23 protein-coding genes and 1 pseudogene are annotated in these 21843 nt (G+C 61.4%); 11 read left to right on the forward strand and 13 right to left on the reverse strand.

The features are described 5' to 3' along the window. Positions 1-30 precede the first annotated feature (30 nt). Together VLL26_RS08495 and VLL26_RS08500 are read right to left on the reverse strand one after the other, a co-directional pair. Positions 31-687, reverse strand: a complete 657-nt coding sequence (locus VLL26_RS08495; RefSeq protein ID WP_342318665.1) for an ABC transporter ATP-binding protein — start codon at positions 685-687, stop codon at positions 31-33. After that, positions 688-1659 carry an ABC transporter permease gene (locus VLL26_RS08500; protein ID WP_342318666.1) on the reverse strand — a complete coding sequence of 324 codons (972 nt, stop codon included), beginning with the start codon at positions 1657-1659 and terminating at the stop codon, positions 688-690. A gap of 135 nt (positions 1660-1794) precedes the next feature. On the opposite strand from VLL26_RS08500, the gene VLL26_RS08505 reads away from it, so the two are divergent. From VLL26_RS08505 to VLL26_RS08515, 3 genes are all read left to right on the forward strand, one after another. Continuing rightward, complete coding sequence (locus VLL26_RS08505) at positions 1795-2904, forward strand: sensor histidine kinase (RefSeq protein WP_342318667.1); 1110 nt, start codon at positions 1795-1797, stop codon at positions 2902-2904. Between the two features lie 121 nt (positions 2905-3025). Continuing rightward, the gene (locus tag VLL26_RS08510) at positions 3026-3625 is read left to right on the forward strand and encodes a response regulator transcription factor (RefSeq protein ID WP_342318668.1); all 600 of its coding nucleotides are present in this window, start codon (positions 3026-3028) and stop codon (positions 3623-3625) included. A 1-nt stretch (position 3626) separates the two neighbouring features. Next, complete coding sequence (locus VLL26_RS08515) at positions 3627-4523, forward strand: ribokinase (RefSeq protein WP_342318669.1); 897 nt, start codon at positions 3627-3629, stop codon at positions 4521-4523. Here the strand turns inward: VLL26_RS08515 and VLL26_RS08520 are convergent. Beyond that, the gene (locus tag VLL26_RS08520; protein ID WP_342318670.1) at positions 4512-5711 is read right to left on the reverse strand and encodes a multidrug effflux MFS transporter; all 1200 of its coding nucleotides are present in this window, start codon (positions 5709-5711) and stop codon (positions 4512-4514) included. The genes VLL26_RS08515 and VLL26_RS08520 overlap by 12 nt on opposite strands. A 36-nt stretch (positions 5712-5747) precedes the next feature. On the opposite strand from VLL26_RS08520, the gene VLL26_RS08525 reads away from it, so the two are divergent. Together VLL26_RS08525 and VLL26_RS08530 are read left to right on the forward strand one after the other, a co-directional pair. Continuing rightward, positions 5748-6824, forward strand: coding sequence for a pirin family protein (locus VLL26_RS08525; protein ID WP_342318671.1), 1077 nt, complete (start codon positions 5748-5750; stop codon positions 6822-6824). Positions 6825-6841: 17 nt separating this feature from the next. Continuing rightward, the gene (locus VLL26_RS08530) at positions 6842-8182 is read left to right on the forward strand and encodes an IS1096 element passenger TnpR family protein (RefSeq protein ID WP_342318672.1); all 1341 of its coding nucleotides are present in this window, start codon (positions 6842-6844) and stop codon (positions 8180-8182) included. Here VLL26_RS08530 and VLL26_RS08535 read toward each other — a convergent pair. From VLL26_RS08535 to VLL26_RS08545, 3 genes are read right to left on the reverse strand one after another with little or no spacing between them, the layout of a single operon-like run. After that, the gene (locus VLL26_RS08535) at positions 8171-8488 is read right to left on the reverse strand and encodes a DUF202 domain-containing protein (RefSeq protein ID WP_342318673.1); all 318 of its coding nucleotides are present in this window, start codon (positions 8486-8488) and stop codon (positions 8171-8173) included. The genes VLL26_RS08530 and VLL26_RS08535 overlap by 12 nt on opposite strands. After that, positions 8489-8851 (reverse strand): YidH family protein, encoded by a 363-nt coding sequence (locus VLL26_RS08540; RefSeq protein ID WP_342318674.1) that lies wholly within the window; start codon positions 8849-8851, stop codon positions 8489-8491. Between the two features lie 23 nt (positions 8852-8874). Then, positions 8875-9366 (reverse strand): VanZ family protein, encoded by a 492-nt coding sequence (locus tag VLL26_RS08545; RefSeq protein WP_342318675.1) that lies wholly within the window; start codon positions 9364-9366, stop codon positions 8875-8877. A gap of 65 nt (positions 9367-9431) precedes the next feature. Between VLL26_RS08545 and VLL26_RS08550 the strand changes: the two genes are divergently transcribed. Further along, positions 9432-10412, forward strand: coding sequence for an acryloyl-CoA reductase (locus tag VLL26_RS08550; protein ID WP_342318676.1), 981 nt, complete (start codon positions 9432-9434; stop codon positions 10410-10412). On the opposite strand, the gene VLL26_RS08555 is transcribed toward VLL26_RS08550, so the two are convergent. The 4 genes from VLL26_RS08555 to VLL26_RS08570 form a co-directional block, all read right to left on the reverse strand. Beyond that, positions 10409-11380 (reverse strand): hypothetical protein, encoded by a 972-nt coding sequence (locus tag VLL26_RS08555; protein WP_342318677.1) that lies wholly within the window; start codon positions 11378-11380, stop codon positions 10409-10411. The genes VLL26_RS08550 and VLL26_RS08555 overlap by 4 nt on opposite strands. Positions 11381-11491: 111 nt before the next feature. Then, complete coding sequence (gene leuS / locus VLL26_RS08560) at positions 11492-14320, reverse strand: leucine--tRNA ligase (protein WP_342318678.1); 2829 nt, start codon at positions 14318-14320, stop codon at positions 11492-11494. Positions 14321-14358: 38 nt separating this feature from the next. After that, on the reverse strand, positions 14359-14499 hold the full coding sequence (locus VLL26_RS08565) for a DAK2 domain-containing protein (RefSeq protein WP_342318679.1): 141 nt from the start codon (positions 14497-14499) through the stop codon (positions 14359-14361). Between the two features lie 25 nt (positions 14500-14524). Continuing rightward, positions 14525-16168, reverse strand: a complete 1644-nt coding sequence (locus VLL26_RS08570) for a thiamine pyrophosphate-dependent enzyme (protein ID WP_342318680.1) — start codon at positions 16166-16168, stop codon at positions 14525-14527. A 224-nt stretch (positions 16169-16392) separates the two neighbouring features. Between VLL26_RS08570 and VLL26_RS08575 the strand changes: the two genes are divergently transcribed. Continuing rightward, on the forward strand, positions 16393-16602 hold the full coding sequence (locus tag VLL26_RS08575) for a hypothetical protein (RefSeq protein WP_342320216.1): 210 nt from the start codon (positions 16393-16395) through the stop codon (positions 16600-16602). A gap of 84 nt (positions 16603-16686) precedes the next feature. Continuing rightward, positions 16687-17928, forward strand: a complete 1242-nt coding sequence (locus tag VLL26_RS08580) for an Nramp family divalent metal transporter (RefSeq protein ID WP_342318681.1) — start codon at positions 16687-16689, stop codon at positions 17926-17928. 91 nt (positions 17929-18019) lie between these two features. On the opposite strand, the gene VLL26_RS08585 is transcribed toward VLL26_RS08580, so the two are convergent. Next, on the reverse strand, positions 18020-18394 hold the full coding sequence (locus VLL26_RS08585; RefSeq protein ID WP_342318682.1) for an ectoine synthase: 375 nt from the start codon (positions 18392-18394) through the stop codon (positions 18020-18022). 162 nt (positions 18395-18556) lie between these two features. On the opposite strand from VLL26_RS08585, the gene VLL26_RS08590 reads away from it, so the two are divergent. Further along, the gene (locus VLL26_RS08590; protein WP_342320187.1) at positions 18557-19201 is read left to right on the forward strand and encodes a lipocalin family protein; all 645 of its coding nucleotides are present in this window, start codon (positions 18557-18559) and stop codon (positions 19199-19201) included. A gap of 118 nt (positions 19202-19319) precedes the next feature. Here VLL26_RS08590 and VLL26_RS08595 read toward each other — a convergent pair whose 3' ends face one another. Then, positions 19320-19592: a hypothetical protein gene (locus VLL26_RS08595; protein ID WP_342318683.1), complete on the reverse strand. Its 273-nt coding sequence runs from the start codon at positions 19590-19592 to the stop codon at positions 19320-19322. A gap of 238 nt (positions 19593-19830) precedes the next feature. On the opposite strand from VLL26_RS08595, the pseudogene VLL26_RS11145 reads away from it, so the two are divergent. Further along, positions 19831-20259: pseudogene (locus VLL26_RS11145) on the forward strand (AAA family ATPase); the annotation flags it as partial. Positions 20260-20448: 189 nt separating this feature from the next. Here VLL26_RS11145 and VLL26_RS08600 read toward each other — a convergent pair. Next, on the reverse strand, positions 20449-20643 hold the full coding sequence (locus VLL26_RS08600; protein ID WP_342318684.1) for a hypothetical protein: 195 nt from the start codon (positions 20641-20643) through the stop codon (positions 20449-20451). A gap of 479 nt (positions 20644-21122) precedes the next feature. Here VLL26_RS08600 and VLL26_RS08605 point away from each other — a divergent pair, with 479 nt between their 5' ends. After that, a complete protein-coding gene (locus tag VLL26_RS08605) occupies positions 21123-21698 on the forward strand; it encodes a hypothetical protein (RefSeq protein WP_342318685.1) in 576 nt (191 codons plus the stop codon). The last annotated feature ends 145 nt before the right edge of the window (positions 21699-21843 follow it).

A 21843-nucleotide genomic window follows, 5' to 3' on the forward strand; every position in this document is an offset into this window, starting at 1 on the left:
AGGGGCAGGCGCGGCTGCTTGTGCGTGGCGTTACACGGTGGCCGTTTCTAGCTCCATTACCTTACCGTCGCGCACTCCCACCACGTGGTCCTCTGAGGCGATGAGGGAACGGTCGTGGGTGACGAAGGCGCCGGCGATGCCGCGCTCGGTGACGAGGTTGCGCAGCAGGGCGACAATTTCGTGGGAGCGCTCCGAGTCAAGCGCCGCTGTCGGCTCGTCGGCCAGGATCAACACCGGATCACCCATGAGCGCACGGGCGATGCCGACGCGTTGACGCTGGCCGCCGGATAGCTGCTGCATCTTGCGGTCTCCCAGCCCGTCGAGGCCGACAGTGGCCAGCAGTTCGTCGGCGCGCTTGCGGCGCGGTTTGATTCCGCGGATGTGGTCGGTGACGAGGAGCTGATCGCGCACGTTGAGGGAGCCGATCAGGTTGGCCTGTTGAAAGATCATGCCGATTTTGTCCAGCCGGACTTGGTCGTTGACTTCGGTGCCACCGACTAGCACCTCGCCGGAATCCGGGGTGAGCAGGCCAGCCGCGGCGGACAGCAGGGTGGATTTGCCGGAACCGGACTCGCCGAGGATGAAGGTCAGGTGGCCTGGTGTGGCTGTAAATGAAATGTTATCCAGCGCCGTGAGGCGCTCTTGGCCGTCTTGAAAAGTGACGGTGACGTTGTTCATGGTGAGCATTTAGGCGATACCTCCGAGTGCGAGCTGCGGTTCGATTTTGGTGATGGAGCGGGTGGCCAGCCAGGCGCCAGCCATGCCGAGGACCCACAGGGCCAGCGGCGGCCCGATGATGGAAAGCAGGCTGAGGCTAAACGGTGCGACGTTGGCGGCGCCGAGACCCAAGCCGAGGGCGATTACCCCGCCTCCGATGACACCCACGGCGAGGATCAGCCCAGCTTGGCCGAGCGCGTCTTTGCGCAGGTAGGAGTTCGAGGCGCCGATGGCCTTCAAAATCGCCAGGTCGCGGGTGCGTTGGATTGTCCAGACGGTGAGGAAAGCGACGGTGACGAGGGCGGCGATGACGTAGAGGAAGCCCTGGATCATCAGCAGGGATCCTTGCTCGGAGCCGTAGGCCGGCAGTGCGTTGAAGGATTGGTTCAGCTTCATCCCCGAATCATCGGTGTTTAGCAGCACTGTGCCGTCGGCATCAGTGTGCATTGCCTGTTGCCAGGTTGCGGTGGGCACCCAGATGACGGGGGAGTGGGAGTAGTAGAGGTCGTCGGCAAGCGCATCAATGCTTGTCGACGCCCCACCGATTTCCACCTTGTCACCCTCCGTAAGGTCCAGGCCGCGCGAGGCGATAGCCGCGCTGCCCAGCGTTTGCCCGTCGGGCAGTGTGGTTCCCTCCGGCAGGCCGAGCACGGCAACGGATTCCTCAGAACCGTTAGCCTTGCGCATGAGTGTTTGCCCAGTGCCCAGCGGGGTCGCACCTGCGGTGGCGTCGACACGTGAGGTGGTGTACGAAGGCTCGTCCATGTCCTGGAAGGTCACGGACTGCGGGTTGAGTGCTTCGAGAGCGGACGTGTTTTGCTTGGCCAAACCAGCGGTCAGCCCCGTCAGCATGACAACGAGAAGTGTGATCAGCCCGACGACGCCAACGATGAGGCTGAAGCGCCCCTTGGCGGATGTGATTTCTCTGATTCCTACGAACATGCCTCAATTGTGGCCCTGAACTGGGGTTTGAGGCATCGGGCGGGCGGTTGAAGTTCGGATCAACCGTTCGGTTGATTCGGGGGTGGTGAAAGCTCCCACGAAGCCGTGTACTGTGCGGGCACTACCGTAGAACCCATGACACACACCAGCCGCATCCTCATTTTCCTTCGGGTCAGTTTGCACGTGCTCGTCGCGGTTCTGCTTGTGGTGGGTCTGTACTCGGCGTGGACCACCCCGTGGTTGATCGTCGTCGCCGGTGTCTTTTCGGCGGTGTACCTGGCGGGCACGGTGTGGCACAACGAGAACCGTCCGTACACCAGGGCCGCTGCCTGGTTGTGGCTGGCGGTTGTGTGCGCGCTGTGGGTGTCGCTGGCTGTGGCTTCGCCGGCTTTCGTCTGGCTGGAGTTTCCCCTGGTCATCGTGTCGATTTACCTGTTGCCTCTCGTGCCCGGTGTGCTTGTTTCGGTGGCGATTTTGGCTTTCACAGCCTCCATTACCTTCCCGCTGAGCTCGACGGCGGGGGTGATCGGGCCGAGCATCGGCACGATTCTGGCGGTGTTCATCGTCCTGTCGTACAAGGCGTTGCGCGGCGAAGCTGAGCACTACAAGCAGGTTGCCCACCAGCTCCAGGCCGCACAGCTCGAACTTGCCGCTGCGGAGCATGAAGCGGGGGTAAACCAGGAGCGGGCGCGGCTGTCGCGCGAGGTACACGACACGATGGCCCAAGGGTTGAGCTCTATCGTGTTGCTTGGCCGCGCGCTGGACAAGCAGATTACGGATGATGCTGCGCGGCGGACCCTCGATACTATCCGCCAAGTCGCCGCTGACAATTTGGCGGAGGCGCGTCGCTTCGTCGCCGTCAACGCGGGGCCCCGCGAGCCGCTACCGCAGCGTGTTGAGAGGTTGGCTCGGGCGGCGGAGGAGCGCCAGCGTGCCCTTGGGGCGCCGCTGCGGGTGCGCGTTAGTGTGGTGGAGGTGGGGGAGCCGGTGGCGTCGATAAGCGAGCGCGTCGTGCGCGAAGGTTTGAGCAACGTGGTGCAGCACGCGGGCGCCACCGAGGCTGTGGTCACGGTAGATAAGCTTGGCGAGGTAGTCACCGTCGACATTTTTGACAACGGGCGTGGCATTACCGGGCCTGAAGGTTTCGGCCTTAAGGGCCTGCGCGCACGTGTCGAGGAAGCGGGCGGCGAACTGACAGTGGAAGGCAATGTGCTCGCCGCGACGATCCCGCTCATGGAGCGCTAGTTGTTGCACCCGAAAACCTTGGGTGACGGCTTTGTGGGCTCACTTCGGCATCTTTGCCGCTTAGCAATCACCAGCCTGATGGATATGCTGGGAGACGTTGATTCCTCTCAAGGAGCGCTGAATGATTCGCGTGATGCTTATCGACGACCACCCGGTCGTGCGCGCCGGTCTGCGCGCCGTGTTGGATTCCTTCGGTGACATTGAAGTCGTAGCTGAAGGCGCTTCCGGCGATGTCGAGGTGCCTGAAGATGTAGACGTTGTGGTCAGCGACATTCAGATGCCCGGCGCGGACGGTATCGCCCTGACTGCGCGCTTGAGTCAGGCCGGTGGGCCACCGGTGCTCATCCTTACCACCTACGACACGCAGGCCGATGTTGTCGCCGCCGTGGAGGCCGGCGCGTTGGGCTACCTGCTCAAAGACGCGCCCGAAAGCGAACTACATGACGCCGTCCTCTCCGCCGCCCAAGGCAAAAGGGTACTGTCTGCCCAGGTTGCGGGTGTGTTGGCTGAGCGCGTGATGCGCCCTGAGGAAGCGTTGTCCTCCCGCGAAATTGAGATCCTGCAGGCGCTGCAGACGGGGGCGTCGAACCGGGAGATCGCCAACCGTTTATTCATCTCGGAGGCGACGGTGAAAACCCATTTGATCCACGTCTACTCCAAGCTGGGTGTGGACAACCGCACCGCGGCGGTGGACAAGGCGCGGGAGAGAAAGATTATCTGACATGCAATCCATTACCGTGGTTGGATCTATCAACGCGGACCTGTTTGTTTTAGTGGGACGCCACCCGATCCCCGGGGAAACGCTCATCGGCCGCGCTGGTGGGGTGTCCGCCGGCGGCAAGGGAGCGAATCAGGCCGTCGCCGCCGCTTTACTGGGCGCCGATGTGCGCATGATCGGCGCTGTCGGCGATGACACGTATGCCGATGCCGCACTCGAACACTTGCGCTGCTGTGGGGTGGATCTTGCTGCGGTGGCGGTGGAAAAAGGCGCGACTGGCCTAGCTGTGATCACGGTGTCCGATGATGGGGAAAACACCATCATTGTGGTGCCTGGGGCCAATGCCGCCATCGACGATGTTCGCGTGGGTGAAAACGCGGCGGCCATCGCCGCGGCGGACATTGTCCTTGTGCAAGGCGAGATCCCCGCCTCGGGCTTTCGCGCCGCGGTGGCCGCGGCAACTGGGCGGGTGGTGGTCAACCTCGCGCCGGTGGTGCCTGTCAACCACGACGCTTTGCTGGCCGCCGACCCGCTGGTGGTCAACGAGCACGAGGCCCGGGCAGTGCTGGAAATGTTCGAAGCCACCCCGGGCGAGACTGAGGAGGACATGGCGGCGGCGCTGGTTAGTTTGGGTTTCACCTCCGCTGTGGTCACCCGCGGCGCACGAGGTGCTGTCGTCGCCGACGAGGCCGGGGTGGTGGCCATCGAACCCGTCAAGGTGCAGACGGTGGATTCTACGGGGGCAGGCGATGCTTTCGTCGGTGCGCTCGTCGCCCGTCTCGCTTTCGGTGATGAGCTGGTTGCGGCTGCTCGTTTCGCCTCCCGCGTCGGGGCCTTTGCCGCCACCCGGCGCGGCGCCCAAGTTTCCTACCCGGGCGCAGGCGATGAGCTACCGGGCTGATTTAGCGCTGAGCAACCTCAGTGCCAGCAGTGCCGCTGTCGCCCACGCCACGACGCACAGCCCGAGGGTGAGCAAATGGTTAGAGCCGAGGGCGACCAGGGGGGCGGCTGTGCCCGCCACGATGAACTGGAAAAAGCCCATCGCCCCGTTGCCGGCGCCGGAGCCTATGTCGCGGACGGTTTCCACACCTAGAGCGGTGGCGTTGGGCATAATGAGCCCGGCCATGAGGGAAAAGACCGCCAGGAAGGGAATGACCAAGACGAGTGGCGGGTGGAAGCGCGAGAGCACCAGCAGGGCGGCACCCGCGAGAAGGTCTGCCGCAAGGGCTACACGCAACAAGGTGTGGGGGGAAAAACGGTTGACGGCGCGGATATTGAGCATGTTTGAGACAGGCAGCAGCAGCGCCATAGACCCGAAGATCACGCCGTAGAGGGCGGGGGAGACACCGAGCTGCGACTGCAGCACCAGTGGGGAGCCCGAAATGTAGCTAAAGAGGGCGCCGAAGCCCATACCGGAAGCCAACATGTAGCCGACGAACTCGGGTCGCTTCAGGCAGAGCCAAATGCGGGGAAACAGATTCCGCACCGCCCCTGCGGAACGGTTGGCAACCGGCAGGGTTTCCTTGATCCACAACACACCGACCAGCACTTGGAGCAGGTTGATGATGGCGAGCAACCAGAACACGCCGCGCCAGCCGAAGGTGGGCAGCAACAAACTTCCCACGACGGGGGCGATGGCGGGGGCGAAGCCGGTAATCGCCATCATGACGGAGAAGGCTTTGGCTGCTTCGTTGCCGTGGGCGATGTCGGGGATTATCGCGCGGGCGACAACCATCGCGGTTCCTCCGGCTAGTCCTTGGAGCATGCGTGCGGCGATGAGGAACTCTATCGAGGGCGCGATCGCGCACAGTACGGAGGCAACAAAAAAGACCGCCGAGGCGGTGACTATCGGTCTTTTGCGGCCGGTTGAGTCCGAGATGGCTCCGAGCAAAAGGTTGCCCACCGCCATGCCCACCATGAACCCGGTGATGGTGAACTGGGTCATGGCGGCCGTGGTATTGAGGTCCTCGGCGAGCGTTGGCAAGCCAGGCAGATACATGTCGATGCCTAGCGGACCAGCAGCGGTCATCAACGCGAGCGCTGCGAGCAGGCCAGTGCTTAAGTTCTTCACTGCTTCATTCGTAGTCATGTCAACAGCCCTATGCAAGATGTAGTCTAGGGTCTTATGAGCAATGTGGAATCCAGTCCAGCAGAGTATCTCCTGGAGGACGGCGGACAGGCCCAACCGGATCAATCCTGCCCCGGCGCGAAGGTGGAGATCATAACGTCTCGGGATGTGCCCCTCGGTGGGCCGCGCGCGATGACGGTGCGCCGCACGCTGCCGCAACGCAAGCGCTCCATGATTGGGGCGTGGTGCTTCGCGGACCACTACGGCCCGGACTTCGTCGCCGCCACGGGCGGGATGGATGTTGCGCCGCACCCGCACACCGGTTTGCAAACCGTATCTTGGCTGTTCGAGGGTGAAATCCAACACGTCGACTCTGGCGGAAACCGCGGCTTGGTGCGCCCCGGCGAGGTCAATCTCATGACCTCAGGGGCAGGCATCTGCCACTCGGAGACGTCCACCAAAGAGACAAGGATTTTGCACGGTGTGCAACTGTGGGTGGCGCTGCCCTCCTCGGCCCGCGAGACCGCCCCCCGCGCTTTCGAACACTATGAGCCGGAGCCTTTCGCGTTGACGGGTTTGGACGCGTCGCGAAGCGCTGGCGAAGCCCGCGTGTTCATCGGCGAGCTTTTCGGCCAGTCAAGCCCCGTGTCTACCTACACCCCACTTTTGGGGGCTGAGCTGAAGGTCGCGCCGGGCCAGGAGTTCGTCGTCGCGGTCAATCCTGAGTTTGAACACGGCTTGCTTGTCGACGACGAAGGGATCCAACTCGAAGGCATCGACGTGCCTTCCGGGGCCATCGCTTACACGGGTGTGGGCGAAAAAACGTTGACGGTGCGCAACACCTCGGACCGTGAGGTGCTTGCCGTGTTGCTCGGTGGGCAACCTTTCGGCGAGGAAATCCTCATGTGGTGGAACTTCGTGGCCCGCGACTATGCGGAAATTGAGCAGTTCAGGCAGCAGTGGCAGGAACGTTCGGAGCGCTTCGGTGTGGTGGAGGGCTACGTCGGCCACGGCGGGCCGAACAAGAACTCTGACGGGTTGAGTTGGTTGCCGGCGCCGGCGTTGCCGAACGCCTCCATCAAACCGCGCGATAATCCGCCGCCGGTCGCTCGGCCGAGCCAAGACGGCCAGTAGCCGATAGAGTCGCAGGTATGATCGTTTCGCTTCTGGTGACCGTCGAAAAGTCGCAGCCGCTGATGTCCCGACTGGTCAATGTTGACGACTCGATGAACCTCGCCGATTTATCCCACGTCATCGACGCTGCCTTCGGTTTTTCCGGGGCGGCGAGCCACCTCTACATGGGCCCGGCGCGCCGCGGCGGGTCCCGCGAGGTCCTCTCCGCCACCCCCACCGCCGGGGAACGCGCGGAAGCTGAGGTGAAAATTTCACAGATCGACGAAATCACCTACGTCTACGATCCCGCCGCGAACTGGAATATCCACGTCGAGGTCCTGGGGCGCTCACACCTCGACGGGCCGACGCCCGTGCTTATCGACGCCCTCGGTCCCGACGTCGTCGAAGCCTGCAACGGCCCCGCTATGATGAGCCGCTTCCATGCCGAAGCGCGCCGCCTCACAGCCGGCCTCGACCCCGACATGGAAGTCGCGCCCTTGCTGTTGAGCTTTTTGCCGGTGATGAGCCCGGAGCGGCTGCTGCAGCGGCTGACCCAGGCGGACCAGGTAACGGTAAGTGAACGGATCAGCTTCATCGCCGAGGACATGTTCGTGGGTGGTATCGCCGAAGCCGTCGAGGACAGTGCGAACGCCCCGCACCTCGCCGTGGATTTCGAGGAATACTTGGCGTCGCGGCCCGATTTGCGCGAAATTTTAACCATGGACCCGAACCCGGAGCGCAACCCGACTTTGATCGCGGCGATGGCGGAGTTCTTCGAAAAAGCGTTGGGAACCCACGATGAATACGCCGCTAACTCCCACTCGGTTTACGAGGCGCTGGCCTCCGTCTTGGAGGAGGTCTGGTCACAGCCCCGCAAAAGAATCAAACTGACCTCCACTGGGGCGTTGCCCACCCGCAGTGTGGGGCAGGTAGCTAGCAAACTGGGGCGTATGTGGGTCGGAGAACGCCCGCGCGAAAGCTCCTTCCCGGAAATCGCATCCATCCGTCGGGCGTTGACGCAGGCGGGCCTTCTAGAAGAAGACCAGGGGTGGTTGGTTATTACCCCGGCAGGCGAGAAGATGCTCACGCAACCGGACAATTTATCGGTGCTTCTGCCGCAGATTCACCGCGGATTCGAGGCTGTCCTCGGAGAGGAGTGGCCGCGAACCATCAGGTGGATTTGCGCAAGGTATTTCATTGAGCCGTTCGGGGAGGTTGTGCCCATGACTCCGCGGGATCCGCACGCTGCCTTGGCGCTGTTGCGTGCGCTGGGGGTGATGTCCTTCGAAGCGGATGGCACGGACGCGATGACGCCTGCCGGGGAAGAGTTCATGTCGGCGCTTGCCCATCTGGTCGGCCCGGGTGACTTAGAGAATTAAGTAAAGCCCGATGCTGCCCAGCAGCAGCATCATCAGGGTGCTCAGCGCCACCGTGGCGGTGTTCGGCTGGGCTTCGCTGCGGCTCAAAGCGTTCGCTTGCCGACGATACGTGGACCGGTTAACGCCAATTATTCCCAACCCCAGCACCAGCAGCGCCACGATGGCCACCATCACCGTCTCCGGGTAATCAACCGACCAGCGCATCAGCGTCATGGAGGCAATAATCATGGCTAGGGCTGTGCGCGTCCAGGCCAAAGCTGTGCGCTCCGGCTGCAAACCAGCATCCGCCACGGGGATCGGGCGCACCTACATCAACCCCACAAACACCACGACCGAGGCGATGAAGATGCCTGCGCCCAACAGCGGCGCGATCGCCGGGGCGGGCAGCGGCCGTTCGTGGCGCATGGCCCGCTCAACCCTCACCCAGCGCACCGCAGAACCCACCGAGATCGCCATGGACAACAACACAACCAAAGCCGCCGCGGCGGTGCGCAGCTCCGGTTTGATTCCCGGCACCGCCAAGGCTTCCAAGGCGATGCCGCCGGCGAGAAAAGCCAGCGAGGTGCGCGTCCACGCCAGGAAAGTTCGCTCATTTGCCAAGGTAAAGCGTGGGTCTGGCTCCTGGCCGTCTGGAAACACCGCGCGGGTGAATCTGCCTCTTTCGTCCATACCCCACACTTTAACGGCCGGTTTCACAAGCGTTGCCACACCGCCAGCGCCGCGAAGATCCCGACGATGGCCGCACAGCCCACCACAAGCAGGGCCAGCACGATAGTGCGTGCCCTGTCGCCCACACGATTTGCCGCCCACCCGCCGAGGCCCGCGCCGAGGGTGTTAAAGATCAAATCGTCGATGTCTGAGTAGCCAGAATAGGTGGCAAATTGGGTGGTTTCGATGGCGAGGCTGAGAAGAAAACCGGTTGTGAGGGGGCGTCGATAAGCAAGAAAGCCCACGGGGTAAAACAGGGCGATGTTGCCGAGAAGGTTCACCCACGGGCCGTACCAGACGGTGCTGAGCTCGCGGAACTCCAAAAGGGGCGCGAGACGCACCTCGCGGCGGGCGTGGACAGCAGCATCCCACAGCGGTCCGCCGTCAATGTGCGCTTTGCCAACCGTGGCGCACAAAACGGCGGCGAGGACCACCACCCACGCTGCTGCCGTTGCCGTACTAAGTTTTTCCCGCATTGCAACGAACCTAGGCGAAGAAGCTGACTGGGCGCTGCAAGCCGCCTTCCGCGTAGCCTGAAAGTATGGATCACCCAACTCTGATTGTCACTGAAAACGGGCCTGAACTTGTCCGAACCACGCAGGAGCACGCCGGGCAGGGCGACACGCTCATTGAGCTGAGCCATTCTAGCGTCAATTACAAAGACGCGATGGCGCTGGGCAACCGCGGTGTTTTACGCTCGTTGCCGTTGGTGCCCGGTATTGATGCGGTCGGCACCGTAGTCGAATCGCCTTCCTTGCAGGAAGGCACGTTGGTCACGGTCAACGGCTTCGGAATCGGCGAGAGCCGCCACGGGGGCTACACGCCAAGAATGCGTATCGACGCGAAGTGGGTCACGGTTGTGCCGCCGCTTTTCGACGCCCCCACGGCCGCCGCGCTCGGCACCGCCGGCTACACCGCCGCGCTGTGCGTCGCCGGTGTGGAGCGGGCCTTGTACCCGTTGGATGTTTTGGAAACCCACGAACGTGGCCCCATCCTGGTCACCGGCGCGACCGGTGGGGTGGGTTCGATCGCGGTGCAGCTTCTCACCCGCCGCGGCTTCGAAGTGCACGCTGTCACCGGGCGCGTGGAAGAACACGGGCAGTGGCTGCGCTCTTTGGGTGCCACAGAGGTTGTCGACCGGGCCGACTTTTCCAAGCCAGGCGAACCTTTGCAAGATGAAACGTACGCGGGTTTAGTCGACACACTGGGGTCGGTTCCTTTGGCCAACGCGCTGTCACGTTTGCAGTGGGGGGCGCCCGCCGCCGCCTGCGGACGCGCCGCAGGCAACGACCTGCCCGCCAGCGTGCTGCCGTTCATACTGCGTGGTGTGCAGCTAGTGGGCACTAACTCTGTGACCACCCCGCACGCGCTGCGCGATGAGGCGTGGCAGCTTTTGGCGCAGTCCCTCGACACAGGAAAACTCCACGACTCCGTGCGCACGGTTGCGCTAGACGGTGTCGTGGAGGTTGGTCGGCAGCTTCTCAACGGCTCCGGTCACGGCCGGAGCGTGGTTGAGCTTTAGTCCTCGGAGGGGACCGGGCCGCCGGAAATCTGACGGTAGGCGTGCGCCGACGCGAGGATGCACACCGGCGTGGCCACGATCAGACCGGCAACCAGGGCCAACGTGCCCAACAACGTGACCACAAAGCTGATGACGGTAAACAGCAGCAACTGCGGGTAGTTGCGGACCGCGGCGGCAAAGCCCATCTTCAGGGCCCCGCCCACGCCAGCGGCATTGTCAGCCGCGAAGAAAGGCGACAAGTACAGGAAGGGGCTGATCAAAAGCATTACCAGGGTGACAACCCCGAGGACCTTAAATGCGGCTCCGAAAATCGGCAGGAGTGTCTCGATGTCCTCAGGGTCTGTGTTCATCGCAGTAACATCCCTCAAAGGCTCAGCCACGAAGGGAAGCGTCAGCAAGAGCAAGAGCAAGATGACGGAGACGATGAGGGCCAAAACAGCCAGCACCACAATCGTCCCCAGTGTTGCACCGTAGCGCGGCGCGCTGACCTGCCCGAATTCGAACCTCTTAGCCAAGGTGCCCATAAGAGCCATCGAGCACAGCAGCGGGTAGAGGAACAACGAGACAAGGCCTGCCAGGGGCAATAAGCCCGACACGCCAGAAATCAGCAGGATCGCCAGACCGGTCAGAAGCCACACCATGGGGTTAGCGAAAACAGCCTTGAAGCCGAAAGACCACGCGGCCATGACATCAAGCTTGCCGGTGCCGCGGCGGTGCGTCCAACCGTTGGATGCAGGGTCGTTCAGTGGGTGCGGATCGTGGCCGTCGCCGTAGGTGCCGTCGACAAGCGTTGTTCCGTGGTAGCGCAGCGCCCCGTGCTGGGACGCGTTAACGTCGTACAAGCCTGCCTCTTGCGCATACTCATCTCCACCGTAAGAGGAAAAGCCCTGCGGCTGTGGGGAGTAATTTTGGCTGAAGTACTCACCGTCATCGGGGTAACCGGTGCCGCCGTCTTTGGGGGTCGTCATCTCTCACCTTCAATACTATTAATGAAAATTTGGACAGACTCATGCTAGCAAGGCGCCCACCCGCGCCCAACCCGAGTCGGGTTAAGCAGTGGATGCGGCAGAAAGCCTTATCTACTTCAGCACAAGATTGACCATACGACCAGGTACGACGATGACCTTGACCACGTTTTTGCCTTCAGTTAACTCGGTGACGCGGGCGTCGGCAAGGACTAGCTTTTCGACGTCCTCCTTGCCCGCGTCCGTCGGCACGTCAAGGCGCGCCCGGACTTTGCCGTTGATCTGGACGGGGAGCTCCACGGTGTCGTCGACAAGCAACGCCTCATCGAAGGTGGGGAAAGGCTCGAACGTCAGCGTTAAATCGTGACCGAGCTTTTCCCACAGCTCCTCCGCGATGTGCGGGGCGAGCGGGGAAACCATCTGCACCAGCGGCTCGACCGCCGCGCGCGGCGCGGTCTGCGGGTAGGTCTTGGTCAGGTAGTTGACGTACTCGATGAGTTTTGCCACCACCGTGTTATCGCGCAGGTTCGCGTAATCCTCACGCACACCCGCGATCGTGCGGTGTAGCTGCTTCGCGTCGTTATCACTTAACTCCCCGCCCCCAACGTGCGTCTGGCCCGTTTCCTCATCAACGACCAGACGCCACAAGCGCTGCAGGAACCGGTGCGCACCCACCACATCCTTCGTCGCCCAGGCGCGCGACGTGTCCAGCGGGCCCATCGCCATCTCGTAGACGCGCAGGGTGTCCGCGCCGAACTCCTCAACAACCTCATCTGGGGAGACCGAGTTCTTCAGGGACTTGCCCATCTTGCCGTACTCCCGGTGGACCTTTTCGCCCTGATAGAAGAACTCGCCGTCCTTTTCCTCCACCTCCGCGGCCGGGACGTAAACACCACGCGAATCCGTGTAAGCCCAGGCCTGAATGTAGCCCTGGTTAAACAGGTGACGGTAGGGCTCGCGCGAGGTGACGAAACCGAGATCGAAAAGCACCTTGTGCCAAAACCGCGCGTAGAGCAGGTGCAGCACCGCGTGCTCCACACCACCGACGTAGAGGTCCACGCCGCCCGGGTCGTTTCCGTCCTGCGGACCCGACCAGTAGCGCTCGTTGTCGATGTTGCAGAACTCCTCGCTGTTCGTCGGGTCAATATAGCGCAGCTGATACCAGGAAGAACCTGCCCACTGCGGCATCACGTTCGTGTCACGGTAATAGGTCTTGGTGCCCTCTCCCAGATCCAGCTCCACCTCAACCCAGTCGGTGGCCTTCGCCAGCGGCGGGGAGGGCTCAGAGTCCGCGTCATCAGGGTCGAAAGACACCGGCTTGTAGTCCTCAACCTCCGGCAGCTCAACCGGCAGCAACTCCTCCGGCAGGCCGTGGGCCTGGCCGTTTTCGTCGTAGACAATGGGGAAAGGCTCGCCCCAATAACGCTGGCGAGCAAACAGCCAGTCCCGCAGCTTGTACTGAATCTTCTCCTGCCCAGCCTGCTTGTCCTCCAGCCAGGCAATGGTGGCCGCGATCGCTTCCTCAGTGCCCAGGCCGTTGATGTCCAGCCCTTCGCCGTTGGCGGAGTTGATGTGCGTCCCATCGCCGGCAAATGCGGCCTCGGAAACGTCGCCGCCCTCAAGCACAGCCACAATGGGCAGGCCAAACACGGTGGCAAACTCAAAGTCGCGCTCGTCGTGGCCCGGCACGGCCATGATCGCCCCGGTGCCGTAGCCGGTAAGCACATAGTCCGCGATGAAAATCGGAACTTCTTCGCCACTGACCGGGTTCGTCGCGTAGGAGCCGAGAAAGACACCGGTCTTTTCCTTGTTCTCCTGGCGCTCCACGTCGGACTTCGCGGCGATCACGCGCTTGTAGGCGGCCACGGCTTCATGCGGGTTATCAGCGCCGAAAGTCCACCGCTTATCCACATCCTCCGGATAAGCATCCGCCGTCAGGGCGCCGACGAGCTCGTGCTCCGGTGCGAGCACCACGTAGGAGGCGCCGAAAAGGGTGTCCGGCCGGGTGGTAAATACCGTGATCGGACCTGCGGCGGAGGCGAAAGAGACTTCGGCGCCGCGGGAGCGACCAATCCAATTGCGCTGCATGGACTTGACCTTCTCGGGCCAGTCGAGCAGGTCGAGGTCGTCGAGAAGCCTGTCCGAATACGCGGTGATACGCATCATCCACTGGCGCAGACGCTTACGAAAGACCGGGAAGTTGCCGCGCTCCGAGCGGCCATCGGCTGTGACTTCCTCGTTGGCCAGCACCGTGCCCAACCCCGGACACCAGTTCACCATCGACTCCGATAGATACACCAAGCGAAACTCATCTATCGCCTTGTGTTTTTCCGGGGTGCTTAACGACGAGAAGGTGCGCCCGTCCTTAGTCAGTCGCGCCCCGGTCATCAACTCGCGCACCAAATCCTCGATCGGGCGGGCCTTGTTTAAATCAGCGTCGAACCAGGCGTTGTAGATCTGCAGGAAAATCCACTGTGTCCAGCGGTAGAACTCCGGGTCGGTGGTGGCCACCGCACGGCGCCGGTCATGGCCCAAACCCAGCGCGTCAAGCTGACGGGTCATGTTGGCAATGTTTGCCTCAGTTGTCGTGCGCGGGTGGGTTCCGGTCTGGATCGCGTACTGCTCGGCGGGCAGGCCGAAGGCATCATAGCCGAGGGTGTGCAGCACATTTTTGCCCAACATGCGGTTATAGCGGGCGTAGACATCAGTGGCGATATAGCCCAGCGGGTGGCCGACGTGAAGGCCCGCGCCCGAGGGGTAGGGGAACATGTCCTGGACATTGAGCTTGTCCGCGGGAAGCGTCTCGCTCGTCGCGAGCTCTCCCACTGGGTTCGGCGCGTTGAAGGTGCCGTTGTCCACCCAGTAGCGCTGCCACTTCTTTTCGATCTCGCCAGCGATTGCCGCGGTGTAGCGGAAGGCCGGCCCCTCGGTCGCGTGAGTCATGCTTAAACAGTGTAATGGGTGGCTTTTTCGCCGCGCCCCTAGCGGAAGTCATCCACCTTGTCCTCACCGCCAAGCAGCCCCGTCACCACAATCGCACCAGGATCCGGGACGTCCCTCGTCGAATCACCCAAGTACGACGCGCGAGCTTTCTTCGCCGCGAGCGCCCGAGTGCTGCGCACCCCCCTTTAGGAGAGCTGGCTACTGCTAGCTCGGGGCGCTGAGGTCTTGGTCAATGATCACGTTGACCAACGCCGGAACCTTGTCCTTTCGAACAACCCGCAGAGCCCGCTCGATCGCACCTGCAACCTGGGAATCCTCGGTGACAAGCTCACCGTAGGCACCGAAGCTCCTCGCCACCTCAGCGAAGTCCGGATTGTCCATCTGAGTGCCGCTAATGCGGCCAGGGAAGTGACTTTCCTGATGGTCCCTAATGGTGGCGTACTGCCCGTTAGACACCGTAACAACAAGGAAAGCCACGCCCTCCTGCACCGCGGTGGCCAACTCCTGCCCATTCATCAAGTATTCGCCGTCGCCGGCGATAGTGACCACGGTGCGATCCGGAAACTCCAACGCGGCGGCCGTCGCCGCCGGAATGCTGTAGCCCATCGAACCATTACCAACACCCAACAAGGAGGGGTAGCGCTCCGTACGCACATAACGCTGCACCCACATGCAGTGGTTGCCAGCACCATAGGTAAACACCCCATCCTCGCCCACCTGCTTATGCAACTGGGCAAATACCTCCTCAAGGTGGACGGTATTTTCCGGAGTCGGACGCCACGGCTTCCCAATCACCTCCCCGTAGTCCAAGTGCTCGACATGAGCGCGGTCAAAAAACTCCTGGCGCGCGTTCGCACCCTCAAGATCCCCCGAGCTTGTCAACTCCGCGATGAACTGCCTCGGAGTGGCCACAATATGCTCCGTAATCACGCCCGACTTGCCACGCAACTCAGTATCCATAGTCACAGCAATGTTGACCTGGTCGGTTCCCTGCCGGAGAGTGAAACCGTCGGAAGGGGCGTCGGTAAGCAAATTGCCCAACTGAATGACCACATCAGCATTATCGACAAGCTCAGCGGTCGCATCGCTGCGGCCAACACCCAACCACCCCGCATTCGCCGGCGAACTATACGGAATACGATCACTCGTGCGGAAATTATGCACCACCGGAATACGGTTCTTCGTAGCAAACGCTGCCAGCGCCTCACTGGCCTGCGCATCCCAACCCGGACCGCCCGCAAAAATAACGGGGCGCTTCGCCGCAGCCAGCCTCTCCCGCACTCGCGCAAGCTGAGCAGCCGAAACCGCACCCTCCGACACCGGCACAGGCGGGTAGGAAATCCCCGAAAACTCCTTATAAAGGATATCCTCCGGCAACCCAACAATCACCGGGCCCGGCCGACCTGAACGAGCCAAGAAGAAAGCATCAGCAACAACGCGCGAGGCCGAGGCCGGGTCATCAATGACAAAAACCTGCTTCGCTTGGGTACCGAACCACGCCTTCGGGTCAAACTCCTGGAAAGACTCCCGGTCACGATCCTTAAGGGGGATCAAGCCGATAAACAGCACAAGCGGAGTCGCGTCTTGCCACGCCGTGTGCACCGCCACAAAGGCGTTGGCCGCGCCCGGGCCCCGCGTGACCATAACCACCCCAGGCTCACCCGTTGCCTTAGCGTGAGCCTCCGCCATGTAACCAGCGCCGCCTTCCTGACGGCAAACAACAATATGGATGGACGAATCGTAAATCCCGTCCAACACAGGAAGGAAACTCTCACCTGGGATGATAAAGGTGCGGGACACTCCGTGCGCTTCAAGCGACTCGGCTATCGCCTTGCCAACATGTGCCATCTTTTTAAGCCTCAGTACCTTTCTTCAGTCTCAAAGAGTGCAGAAACCAGCCGGCGGCGCCAACAGTTCCAGCAACGACGTCATCGACCCCGCACCGTCACGTCCGCAAAAACCACCTATCAACGTCAGGATACCGATAGTTTTTTGGCTCATCTTCGCCACACCATCCCCGAGGTTGATCGCCCAAGATCCATCAGGGAAGAAGCGCCGCGAGAAGCGCCGTCATGCCGACCATACCCTCCCACACCTTATCCGCCCTGCAGGCACTCCTGATGGCCGCCGCCTCCTTTTCTAACCTGGCGGACGAGGACTTCACCCTAGAGCGCCACGTCATCGGCGGCATGAGCCTCGGTGCTACCTTCGCCCCCATCGTGGAACAGTTGCGGACAAAGATGGAGCGCCAAGGGCTCTGCGGCAGGGACACGGTTCTCTAGCAAACTATGACCCTGCAGGCCGCCAACAACCAGCGTTGCCCTACGATAACCCTAATGTGACCTCAACCACAAGGGAGGTATTCAATGCCTAAGAACACATCTGAAACGGCAGGGCAAGGACCGCGGAAATCCGGCTGGATCGGGCCCGGGCTGCTGATCAGCGCCTCATTTATCGGCCCCGGCACTGTCACCACCGCCACGGCAACAGGCGCAAGCTTCGGCTTCGCACTGACGTGGGCTGTGGTGTTTTCCATCGTCGCAACGATCATCTTGCAGGAGATGTCGGTGAGGCTAGGACTGACAGCTCGGTTGAGCACGGGCGAGGCGTTGCGCAAAACCTTCGAGAACCCGGTTGCCAAAGTAGCCATGACCGCCCTGGTCATCGCAGCCATCGGCATAGGTGGTGCCGCCTACGCCGGTGGCGACACCACCGGAACCGCCCTCGCCCTCAGCGCGGTGACGGGCCTGCCCGTGCCAGCACTCGCAGGCATAATCGCGGCGGTGATCATTTTGCTGCTGCTCAGCGGCAGCTACAAAGTTCTAGAAAAAGTCATGACCGTGCTGGTGATGCTACTTGCTGCAGTCTTCCTCGTGACAGTCGTGGCAGTGAAGCCTGACTTCGCTGAACTGCTGCGCGGCACCTTCATGCCCTCCATCCCTGACGGGGCAGCACTCAAAGCGATCGCGCTCATCGGCACCACCGTGGTGCCTTACAACATTTTCCTGCACTCCAACTTGGTGCGCGAAAAATGGGGAGACGAAGAACCAGATCTAGCGCTGAAGAAAGGCCGTGTGGACAACGCAGTCTCGATCACCGTCGGCGGCCTGATCACCTTGGCCATCTTGTCCACCGCCGCGGCGGTCATGTTCACCCAGGGCCTCGAAGCGGAATCGGCGGCTGATCTGGCTGAACCGCTGCGTCCCACGCTCGGCCAGTTCGCGCCGTGGGCGCTGGCGATTGGCCTGTTTGCGGCCGGGTTGACGTCGGCAATCGCAGGCCCGCTGGGGGCCGCCTACGCCATCACCGGCTTGCTGGGCTGGTCCTCCGACCTCAAAGACCCCAAGTTCCGTGCGATCTTTTTGACGGTAGTTGTCGTCGGTGCGATCATCGCCATCACCGGAGCGAACCCTATCGAAATCATCATCCTGGCCCAAGCAGCAAATGGCCTCCTCCTGCCAATCATCGCGTTCTTCCTCCTAATCACGATGAATAACAAACGCGTCCTCGGCGAACACGCCAACGGCCTGGTTGCCAACATCCTGGGCGGGGCGGTTTTCCTCATCACCTTAGCGCTCGGCGGAATCACGCTCTACGGCCTACTCTAAACAACCTGCCCCCCACGACAATCAGCAAAAGGCCCCGGCTGTCCCATCGGACTGGTTGCCGGAGCCCTTTCCCGCCTCATGCAGAGTCGAACTAATACGAACTGAAGCCGTCCTCACTGAGGGTGTGCTTTTCCTCGCCCGTGATCGCCGGGTTGAAGATACTCACCAGAATCAGATCCTCGTCTTTGCCGCCGCGAAGAATATGCGGGTCGTGCTCATCAAGAACGTAAATGGTGCCAGGCGTGATCGGGTAGACGGTGCCGTCGGTATCCTCAACCTCGCCGGAGCCGCCAATGCAATAGCAAGCTTCGAGGTGGTTACGGTACTGCAGGCGAGACTCGGTGCCAGCACGCACAACAGTATGAGCAACGGCGAAGCCCATGTTGTCCTTCGCTGTGATCAAGCGCTCGCTAGTGCCACCTCCCCACTCGACGGCAGGAACATCATCTCGGGAGCGAGTAAACATAGATTACCTCCTAGAATTCGGTGTGCATACGAGCGTACAGACAACAACGAGACGCATCAGAGTAAGCCCGTATGGCTAATCTGTGTATCCGCGCCCACCTAAACTCGTCACCACATGCTTCTGCGATCCCCGCAAGGCCCCGACCAGACAGGACCCGCCACCATGCGCCGCATCCTCGCCCTTTTGACGACCCTCGCCATCGGCATCACCACAGCTCCCACCGCCGACGCCCAAGACATCTTCGACGGCGGCCGAGTCGCCGGCGGATCCTCCCAACTCATCGCGCCCAACTTCCCAACCCCCGGAGGTCAATTGCGCGAGGACGGCAAAGCAGTAGACCTAAACCGCTACGCCGGCACGTGGTACCAGGTGGCGGCAGTGCCACAGCCATACACGCTCCAGTGCGTGCGCGACACCACCGCCGAATACGCAGTAATCAACCCGACGACCATCTCCGTGGTGAACTCGTGCGGCTCGGTAAACGGCGGACGTTCGCAAATCGAAGGTACAGCCACCGTGCGTTCCGACGCCTCCCTGCGCGTAAACTTCCCAGGCGTTCCCTTCCAAGATCCGAACGGTCCGACGAACTACCGAGTGACCTACCTTGCAAACGACTACTCCCTCGCCGTTGTCGGCTCCCCAAACCGCCTGTCCGGATTCGTGCTCTCACGCACCCCGAACCTTTCTGCACAGCAGTGGTCGCAGATACGCAGCGTGGTGGAAAACCGAGGCTGGTGGTCCTGCGCATTTCTCACCCAACCAATGGCGGGCGGGCGCCAAGACTACGCGCCACTATGCACCCTCTAGCCTAGCCAGCCACACCTTTGATCTCGGCCATAAAATGGCTTAGAGCAGCCCATTCAGCGCGATCACAACGAGGGGGAGAGAGGCAAGAACATATCGCAAAAATACACCGCGCTGAAAATTATTCCGCTCCCAAAAAATCCACGCGGCTTTGGCAATCTTCACCGTGGGGGTGCCGCTGCTCGCTGCCGACATTGAGCCAAACGGCAACGCTTTTTGTTTTAGGCCAAGCCTGGAAAGTGATGTATCTGTCCCTCCGATTGAGCGGGAAGTCTGACAGGTTCGTTGCCTGTACCGGTGTGCTGGCCTTGATGCCCTTGGCCGCCATCATCATCTTCGTCTGCTCCAGGCTCGACAGTGAGATGTAGATTTTTTGGCTAGATCCACCCGTCATGCTGCTCGGCGGAGATGCCACGGTCGGGCAAGATCCCGGTCGGGCCTTTCGGTGGGATGGAGTGAGCACACCTTCATCCACGCCGCTTACCAGGCGTAGGTACACGTGCGTGACCTACTGCCAGCATATCTCGACGACGCCTCGGGCCTTAGAGGCGGACGCTTTCGGCGCCGGGTTGCCGGAAGATCGTCTGAAACATCGCCGGCACTATCGGCCACCTGGGTAGTCGGCACCATCGATGAGAAGTCCTGCGCGAAAAGGGAGGGGACGCGGCAGCCAGGACGCACAACGGTTTGGATACCCAGGTAGGCAGCGCTGGAAACTAAATGCACCTGGCCCTTTTCAGGCTCACGCATTTACAGTGTTACGGCTATTCGTGGTGCCGCACTTCCGGCGTGCCAGGTGCACAGCTTTACGGCTTACCAGATCCGCGTACTTCCGTATTGCCGCACCATGTAGGGCTGGAAGCCCTATTCGGTCTATCTTTAGAGGTATCCGCACTCAGACAGGTAATCGCCCAAACGGAAAACTGACGACCACCATCGCAATTTCGAACCTCAAAGGCGAAACAGACAAAACCACGACGGCCACGCTGCTAGCCACGGCTTTCGAGCGAGCTGGCCACAGCATCACCGTTGTTGACCTTGACCCGCAGGGGTCGGCAACCAAATGGCCACATCTGGCTGCTGAGGTTGGGGTGACGCTGCCTTTCCCAGTTCTTCTTAGAAACATCCAAACGATGAAGAATCTGCGTGAAACGACTAACTACACCATTGTCGACTGTCCGCCCAGCGATCCAGGAATCATTGATGCGGCCATTTCAGCGGCCGATATCGTGATCGTTCCCGTCTAGCCGTCAGGCATCGAAATCGAGCGTGTGTGGGAAACCGTTGACATTGCGGGCAAGGATAAAGCCATCATTTTGCTCGCCAGTATTCTTCTGAACACGAAATCGACGTCCGCCCTTATTGAAGCCCTTGAGGGTGACTACATTCAGAGCTTCCGGGGCGCTATCCCCCGCCACGAAGAAACTCGGCACTGGTACGGCCATACGCCGCAGGGCAGCCCGCATGGGTACGAATCGGTTGAACGTCGAATCCTGCAGGGTAACGTTGCCTAGTGATTTCTCGCCCCACGAGCGCTAAATAATCGCTCAGTGCGCCAGCACCCCCGCGAACACGAGAAAGCTCACAATCGTGATGCATGCGAATCTTCACCAACGCCTGCGTATGCGCGCCGCAGAAGACCGCACCATGACCGACATCATCACCGATCTAGTATCCACTTAGACCCAAGACCGCGCTACGCTGTAGATACGGCTAGCCAAATCTACAGCCATGGAAAGATAGACTGTCGCCTGTAGGGCAGCCCGTTTGAAAACCTCGCACCTATCCGTTGCCTACGATTGATTCAAAAATCAGCTATCGCCGGACACGATGGAAGCAGTCGTGGCAAGTAGGAACCGTCGCCGCAAATTTCCCGACGAGAACCAACTCAATTTATTCGACCTATTAGGACAGGAACTCAACAATGATTCACAAGGCGGACGTCCGCTCGACATTGACGGCCTACGACCCGAACGCAACCCCGGAGCAAGTGGACTCGCTCTACCAGCAGATGGTAACCGAATGGGAGGAAACGGTCGACGATCTAGTCAGCCAAGCGGAGGACAGCTACCACGAGAAAACGGGGGATTGGCCGGACGGACCTCAGCGGGGCGCGATCAACCAACAAGCCAAACAACTGGCCACGGACTTAGTGATGGGCGCGTACCTGGAGCCAATGACCCAGGAGATCGTGGCCCGACAACTGGAGGAGGAAGAAGAGGAGGACAATCCTCACCTACAAGCACTCCAGGACCCCGACGGATGGTGGAAGGACTTCGGATCGATTCAAGCCAGCCGGGAGGCCGAGGACGCAGTCCTGGACTTGTGGATGGACGAACCAGCGGGTTTTCAGACTATCGCAATGAAATTGTTCGAGAGGCGTCTGTACCTGGGCAAGGACCTACCGGCCAGCCCGAATCACCCGGAGTACCAGGAGATCGAACAGCAGATACGCCAAGCAGTCGGGTACTGGAAAACGCGAATCCCGGACTTCGAGTAGATCCCACCACACCGGTCGGGCGTAATCTGCGTGCCCTTCTAACTCTGACCAGTCTCCCCGAGGGTGCCACCGGTGCCGACCTGACCGCCGAGCAGCGCGAGGCGCTCAACGGCTGGCAATCCTGGGGAGCACTGGCAGGCGTCTT

This window comes from Corynebacterium sp. BD556 (assembly GCF_038452275.1).
Classification (GTDB): Bacteria; Actinomycetota; Actinomycetes; order Mycobacteriales; family Mycobacteriaceae; genus Corynebacterium; species Corynebacterium mayonis.

Coding starts and splice junctions, on each gene's coding strand:
- VLL26_RS08605 (WP_342318685.1), top strand. CDS start 21,123: ATGATTCACAAGGCGGACGTCCGCTCGACATTGACGGCCTACGACCCG.
- VLL26_RS08575 (WP_342320216.1), top strand. CDS start 16,393: ATGCCGACCATACCCTCCCACACCTTATCCGCCCTGCAGGCACTCCTG.
- VLL26_RS08580 (WP_342318681.1), top strand. CDS start 16,687: ATGCCTAAGAACACATCTGAAACGGCAGGGCAAGGACCGCGGAAATCC.
- leuS (WP_342318678.1), bottom strand. CDS start 14,320: ATGACTCACGCGACCGAGGGGCCGGCCTTCCGCTACACCGCGGCAATC.
- VLL26_RS08585 (WP_342318682.1), bottom strand. CDS start 18,394: ATGTTTACTCGCTCCCGAGATGATGTTCCTGCCGTCGAGTGGGGAGGT.
- VLL26_RS08500 (WP_342318666.1), bottom strand. CDS start 1,659: ATGTTCGTAGGAATCAGAGAAATCACATCCGCCAAGGGGCGCTTCAGC.
- VLL26_RS08505 (WP_342318667.1), top strand. CDS start 1,795: ATGACACACACCAGCCGCATCCTCATTTTCCTTCGGGTCAGTTTGCAC.
- VLL26_RS08530 (WP_342318672.1), top strand. CDS start 6,842: ATGATCGTTTCGCTTCTGGTGACCGTCGAAAAGTCGCAGCCGCTGATG.
- VLL26_RS08515 (WP_342318669.1), top strand. CDS start 3,627: ATGCAATCCATTACCGTGGTTGGATCTATCAACGCGGACCTGTTTGTT.
- VLL26_RS08540 (WP_342318674.1), bottom strand. CDS start 8,851: ATGGACGAAAGAGGCAGATTCACCCGCGCGGTGTTTCCAGACGGCCAG.
- VLL26_RS08550 (WP_342318676.1), top strand. CDS start 9,432: ATGGATCACCCAACTCTGATTGTCACTGAAAACGGGCCTGAACTTGTC.
- VLL26_RS08545 (WP_342318675.1), bottom strand. CDS start 9,366: ATGCGGGAAAAACTTAGTACGGCAACGGCAGCAGCGTGGGTGGTGGTC.
- VLL26_RS08555 (WP_342318677.1), bottom strand. CDS start 11,380: ATGACGACCCCCAAAGACGGCGGCACCGGTTACCCCGATGACGGTGAG.
- VLL26_RS08595 (WP_342318683.1), bottom strand. CDS start 19,592: ATGACGGGTGGATCTAGCCAAAAAATCTACATCTCACTGTCGAGCCTG.
- VLL26_RS08600 (WP_342318684.1), bottom strand. CDS start 20,643: ATGGCCGTACCAGTGCCGAGTTTCTTCGTGGCGGGGGATAGCGCCCCG.
- VLL26_RS08590 (WP_342320187.1), top strand. CDS start 18,557: ATGCGCCGCATCCTCGCCCTTTTGACGACCCTCGCCATCGGCATCACC.
- VLL26_RS08520 (WP_342318670.1), bottom strand. CDS start 5,711: ATGACTACGAATGAAGCAGTGAAGAACTTAAGCACTGGCCTGCTCGCA.
- VLL26_RS08510 (WP_342318668.1), top strand. CDS start 3,026: ATGATTCGCGTGATGCTTATCGACGACCACCCGGTCGTGCGCGCCGGT.
- VLL26_RS08570 (WP_342318680.1), bottom strand. CDS start 16,168: ATGGCACATGTTGGCAAGGCGATAGCCGAGTCGCTTGAAGCGCACGGA.
- VLL26_RS08495 (WP_342318665.1), bottom strand. CDS start 687: ATGCTCACCATGAACAACGTCACCGTCACTTTTCAAGACGGCCAAGAG.
- VLL26_RS08525 (WP_342318671.1), top strand. CDS start 5,748: ATGAGCAATGTGGAATCCAGTCCAGCAGAGTATCTCCTGGAGGACGGC.